The organism is Bradyrhizobium sp. P5_C11_2 (genome assembly GCF_054049755.1).
This window is the reverse complement of the sequence record NZ_JBFULT010000578.1, coordinates 1-4,695: the sequence shown is the minus strand read 5'-3', so window position 1 is coordinate 4,695 and position 4,695 is coordinate 1. Positions and strand designations below refer to the sequence as shown.

Sequence of the window (4,695 nt, the reverse complement as noted above, 5' to 3'; positions counted from 1 at the left end):
GGCCGCGCTCGACGTCGTCAATCAGAAGGTCGCCCGTGCCTATTCGCCGATCGTGATCGCCGGCGCCGTGCGTGCGGCCGATTTCGTCGTGCTGAGCCTCGTCGGCATCGCCATTTATGTCGGCTACGTCATGCCGCTCACCGATTTCCGCTGGGACTATATCGGGTCCATCTTCGCCGTAGCCGCTGCCGCCGTGATTTGCTTCCAGGCCGCGGATATCTATCAGGTCCAGCTCTTCCGCGAGCAGCTCCGGCAGATGACGCGGATGATCTCGTCCTGGTCGTTCGTCTTCCTGCTGTTCATCGGAGCCTCCTTCTTCGCCAAGCTCGGTGGCGAGGTGTCGCGGCTGTGGCTCGCCGCCTTCTACGTCCTCGGGCTTGCCGCGCTGATCGGCGAGCGTCTGGTGCTGCGCCTGCTGGTGCGCAACTGGGCGCGCCAGGGCCGGCTCGACCGCCGCACCATCATCGTCGGCTCCGACCGCAATGGCGAGCAACTGGTCGAGGCGCTGCAGGCGCAGGAGGATTCCGACATCCACGTGCTCGGCGTRTTCGACGACCGCAACGACAGCCGTGCGCTCGACACCTGCGCCGGCGCGCGCAAGCTCGGCAAGGTCGATGACATCGTCGAGTTCGCCCGCCGCACCCGCGTCGATCTCGTGCTGTTCGCGCTGCCGATCTCGGCCGAGACGCGCATTCTGGAAATGCTGAAGAAGCTCTGGGTGCTGCCGGTCGACATCCGCCTGTCCGCGCACACCAACAAGCTGCGCTTCCGTCCCCGCTCCTATTCCTATCTCGGCGAGGTGCCGACGCTCGACATGTTCGAGGCGCCGATCACCGACTGGGACCTGGTGATGAAGTGGCTGTTCGACCGCATCGTCGGCGGCCTTGCGCTGCTCGCGGCCTTGCCGGTGATGGCATTGGTGGCGGTGGCGGTGAAGCTCGACAGCCCCGGCCCGGCGCTGTTCCGCCAGAAGCGGTTCGGCTTCAACAACGAGCGGATCGACGTCTACAAGTTCCGCTCGATGTATCATCACCAGGCCGACCCGACGGCCTCGAAGGTCGTGACCAAGAACGATCCGCGCGTCACCCGCGTCGGCCGCTTCATCCGCAAGACCAGCCTCGACGAGCTGCCGCAGCTCTTCAACGTCGTGTTCTCCGGCAATCTCTCCCTGGTCGGCCCGCGTCCGCATGCGGTGCAGGGCAAGCTCCAGAGCCGCCTGTTCGACGAAGCCGTCGACGGCTATTTCGCCCGCCACCGCGTCAAGCCCGGCATCACCGGCTGGGCCCAGGTCAACGGCTGGCGCGGTGAGATCGACAACGAAGAGAAGATCCAGAAGCGCGTCGAGTTCGACCTCTACTACATCGAGAACTGGGCGGTGCTGTTCGACCTCTACATTCTCCTGAAGACGCCGATCTCGCTGCTGACCAAGAACGAGAACGCGTACTGAATTGAGTTTCTCCGTCATGCCCCGCGAAGGCGGGGCATCCAGTACGCCGCGGCGCCAGCCGTCTTCTGCAACGCGCCGCGGAATACTGGATCGCCCKGTCAAGCCGAGCGATGACAGCGTGTTTGTGGCCTACCAGTAGCGTGAGCGTGTGATGGCGTATGCGGCGACAGCCGGGGGAATGAATGYAGCGGTTCGCGCTGCGCCCGGCGTGCTGGCGCTGCAGCGCGCGCTGGTGTGGCTGGTCGGCGCCTCCGGCGCGGTCGTCTTCATCGAGCCGAGCCCCTACGAGATCGTGACGCTGCTTGCGACCGTCACCTTCTTTGCCACCGGCCTGCGCCTGCGGCTTGCGCTGATGCCGCTGCTGTTGATGCTGATCCTGCTCAATGTCGGCTACACCATCAGCGCGATCCCGCTGCTCGACCAGTCCGAGGTCGCGAGCTGGATCGCGACCTCCTGGTACATGGCCGTGACCGTCATGTTCTTCGCCATGGTCACCTCCGAGGACACGGCGGCGCGGCTCGACATGCTCCGCCGCGGCCTCGTGGTCGGCGCGATGATCGCGTCGCTGTCGGCGATCGCCGGGTATTTCAACCTCGTTCCCGGCGGCCGCGACCTGCTGACGCTGTACGAGCGCGCGCGCGGCACCTTCAAGGATCCGAACGTGCTCGGCGCCTTCCTGATCCTGCCGGCACTGTTTTGCCTCCAGAGCGTGGTCTCCGACCGGCTGGCCAAGGCCTTCCGCAACGTCATCGCCTTCGGCATCATGGCGCTTGCGATCCTGCTTGCCTTCTCCCGCGCCGCCTGGGGCGGCCTGGTCCTGACCTCCGCCTTCATGCTGGCGCTGATGGTGCTGACGAGCCGCACCAACGCCCAGCGCTCGCGCATCGTCGTCATGGCCATCGTCGCCGCGGTGCTGGGCCTGGCGCTGATCGCGGTGCTGCTGTCGTTCGATTCCACCGCCGAGATGTTCAAGCAGCGCGCCAGCTTCGACCAGAGCTATGACGAAGGCCGCTTCGGCCGCTTCGGCCGGCACATCCTCGGCGCGGAGATGGCGCTCGACCTGCCGTTCGGCATCGGCCCGCTGCAATTCCACCGCTTCTTCCCCGAGGACACCCACAACTCCTATCTCAACGCCTTCATGTCCGGCGGCTGGCTCTCCGGCGTGTGCTATCCCGCGCTGGTCTTCACCACCGTGATCATGGGCTTTCGGCACATCTTCGTCCGCGTGCCCTGGCAGCGCGCCTATCTCGCGGTCTTCTCCGCCTTCGTCGGCACCGTCGGCGAGAGTCTTGTGATCGACACCGACCACTGGCGGCACTTCTGGATGATGCTGGGCGCAATGTGGGGCATGATCGCGGCCGCACAGGCCTACAAGATCAAGGCCGGCGAGGACGCTTCCTGATCTTGAAATTGGCCCGCTTTTCCGGCGGCGTGTCGATGACCGCCTTCAACGCTTCCGTGGCCGCGAGCACGCCCTTGTAGCCCTCGGTCGCGAAGCGCAGCAGCAGGCGCAGCTCCTGGTCGGAATAGGCGCCAAACACCTTCAACATCGCCTGCTGCATCGGCACGTAGAGCTGGCCGATCTTCATCGCCGTCTCCGGCACGACGGAAATGAAGACCTTGCGGCGGTCTTTCTCGTCGCGCTCGCGGCGTACCAGCCCGGCCTTCTCGAGTCGGTCCACTACGCCGGTGATGGCGCCCGTCGTCAGCCCCGTGACCTCGGCGAGCCGGCCGGCGGTGACGCGGCCCTCCAGATAGAGGATGTCCATGCATTCGAGGTCGGAATTGGCAATTCCGGCAACGTTCGCAACGGTCTGGCCATAGAGCACGCCCTGCGCGGACGACCGACGCATCGCCTCCTCGAGCTCCTGCAACAGCGCGTCGCGCGCCTTCGTCCTTGACAAGGCCGACCTCATATCTTAGTCGATATATATCTTAGCAGCTAAGAGATTTAGCAGCCGTAATTCCTCCTAGCACCACGGAAACGTCGGGAGCAAGACAATGTCCAACCGTCCCCGCAAGGCCCTGATCATCGGCGCCGGCATCGCCGGGCCCGTCGCCGCGATCCTGCTCCGCCGCGCCGGCATCGAGTCGGCGATCTACGAAGCCTGGCCGTACTCCAAGGGCATCGGTGGCGGCCTCCAGATCGCGCCGAACGGCATGCACGTCATGGACGAGATCGGACTTGCCGGCGATCTGATCAGCCGCGGCTCCGTCGCGGACTCCTTCGACTTCTACTCGCAGGAAGGCCGCAGGCTCGGCTCGATCAACCGCGACATGGCGCGGCGCTTCGGCCAGCCCGCGGTCAATGTGTGCCGCGCCGCGCTGAACGAGATGTTGATCGACAAGGCCTGGTGCGCCTGCGTCTCGCTCTATTTCGAGAAGCGGCTGATCAAGATCGAGGATCGCGGCGACCAGCCGATCATCGCCTATTTCGCCGACGGCACCACCGCCGAGGGCGACTTCCTGATCGGCGCGGACGGCGTGCATTCGGTGACACGACGCCAGGTCGTGCCGGACGGGCCGCGGCCGTTCGACACCGGCCTGATCGGCTTCGGCGGCTTCGTGCCGCACGCCGTCCTCGACGGCAGGTCGATCGGCCGCCACGTCGAGACGACATTCGGACAGAGCGGCTTCTTCGGCTACGGTTATTGCAGTCCCGATCCGAACGACGGCGTGATGTGGTGGAGCACACAGCCCGCGCGCGGCATGGATGCCGCGATGTTCCGGGCGCTCGATGAGGCGACACTGAAGCAGCATCTGCGCGACTTTCACCGCGGCTGGCATGATCCGATCCCGGCGATCATCGAGGCAGCCAGGAACATCGTGGTCACCGACACGCTCGATGTCGCGACGCTGCCGACCTGGTCGCGCAAGCGTTCGCTGTTGATCGGCGATGCCGCGCACGCGACCAGCCCCCATGCCGGCCAGGGCGCCTCGCTGGCGCTGGAGGATGCGATGCGGCTGGCCCGGCTGATGCAGGACGGCCAGGAGCTCGGCGCCACCTTCCAGGCTTTCGAAGCCGAGCGCCGCCCGCGCACCGAGAAGATCGTGGCGATGGCGCGCCGCAACGGCAACAGCAAGCGCGAATTCAGCGCCACCGGCGCATGGGTCCGCAATCAGATGCTGAAATGGCTATTGCCGCTCGGCGCCAAGGGCATGGATTTCATGTACGCGTACGATGCGAGGGCGGTGTAGCGATGAACTGCCGTAGGGTGGGCAAAGGCGCAAAGCGCCGTGCCCACCAT

At 65.8% G+C, this 4,695-nt stretch carries 4 protein-coding genes; 3 read left to right on the top strand and 1 reads right to left on the bottom strand.

All coding sequences use genetic code 11. From position 1 onward, the window contains the following. Together ACXJL8_RS34440 and ACXJL8_RS34435 are read left to right on the top strand one after the other, a co-directional pair. On the top strand, window positions 1-1,447 hold a 1,447-nt coding region (locus ACXJL8_RS34440; protein WP_456686397.1), incomplete at its 5' end, for an undecaprenyl-phosphate glucose phosphotransferase. 151 nt (window positions 1,448-1,598) lie between these two features. Further along, window positions 1,599-2,849, top strand: a complete 1,251-nt coding sequence (locus ACXJL8_RS34435; RefSeq protein ID WP_456686396.1) for an O-antigen ligase family protein — start codon at window positions 1,599-1,601, stop codon at window positions 2,847-2,849. Here ACXJL8_RS34435 and ACXJL8_RS34430 read toward each other — a convergent pair. Then, a complete protein-coding gene (locus ACXJL8_RS34430; RefSeq protein ID WP_456620229.1) occupies window positions 2,824-3,300 on the bottom strand; it encodes a MarR family transcriptional regulator in 477 nt (158 codons plus the stop codon). The two genes, ACXJL8_RS34435 and ACXJL8_RS34430, sit on opposite strands and share 26 nt — an antisense overlap. A gap of 148 nt (window positions 3,301-3,448) precedes the next feature. Here ACXJL8_RS34430 and ACXJL8_RS34425 point away from each other — a divergent pair, with 148 nt between their 5' ends. Further along, window positions 3,449-4,645 (top strand): FAD-dependent monooxygenase, encoded by a 1,197-nt coding sequence (locus tag ACXJL8_RS34425; protein WP_456620207.1) that lies wholly within the window; start codon window positions 3,449-3,451, stop codon window positions 4,643-4,645. Window positions 4,646-4,695: the final 50 nt, after the last annotated feature.

What these genes read in the sequence shown, in the direction of transcription:
- ACXJL8_RS34430 (WP_456620229.1), bottom strand. Translation starts at nt 3,300, where the DNA reads ATGCGTCGGTCGTCCGCGCAGGGCGTGCTCTATGGCCAGACCGTTGCG.
- ACXJL8_RS34425 (WP_456620207.1), top strand. Translation starts at nt 3,449, where the DNA reads ATGTCCAACCGTCCCCGCAAGGCCCTGATCATCGGCGCCGGCATCGCC.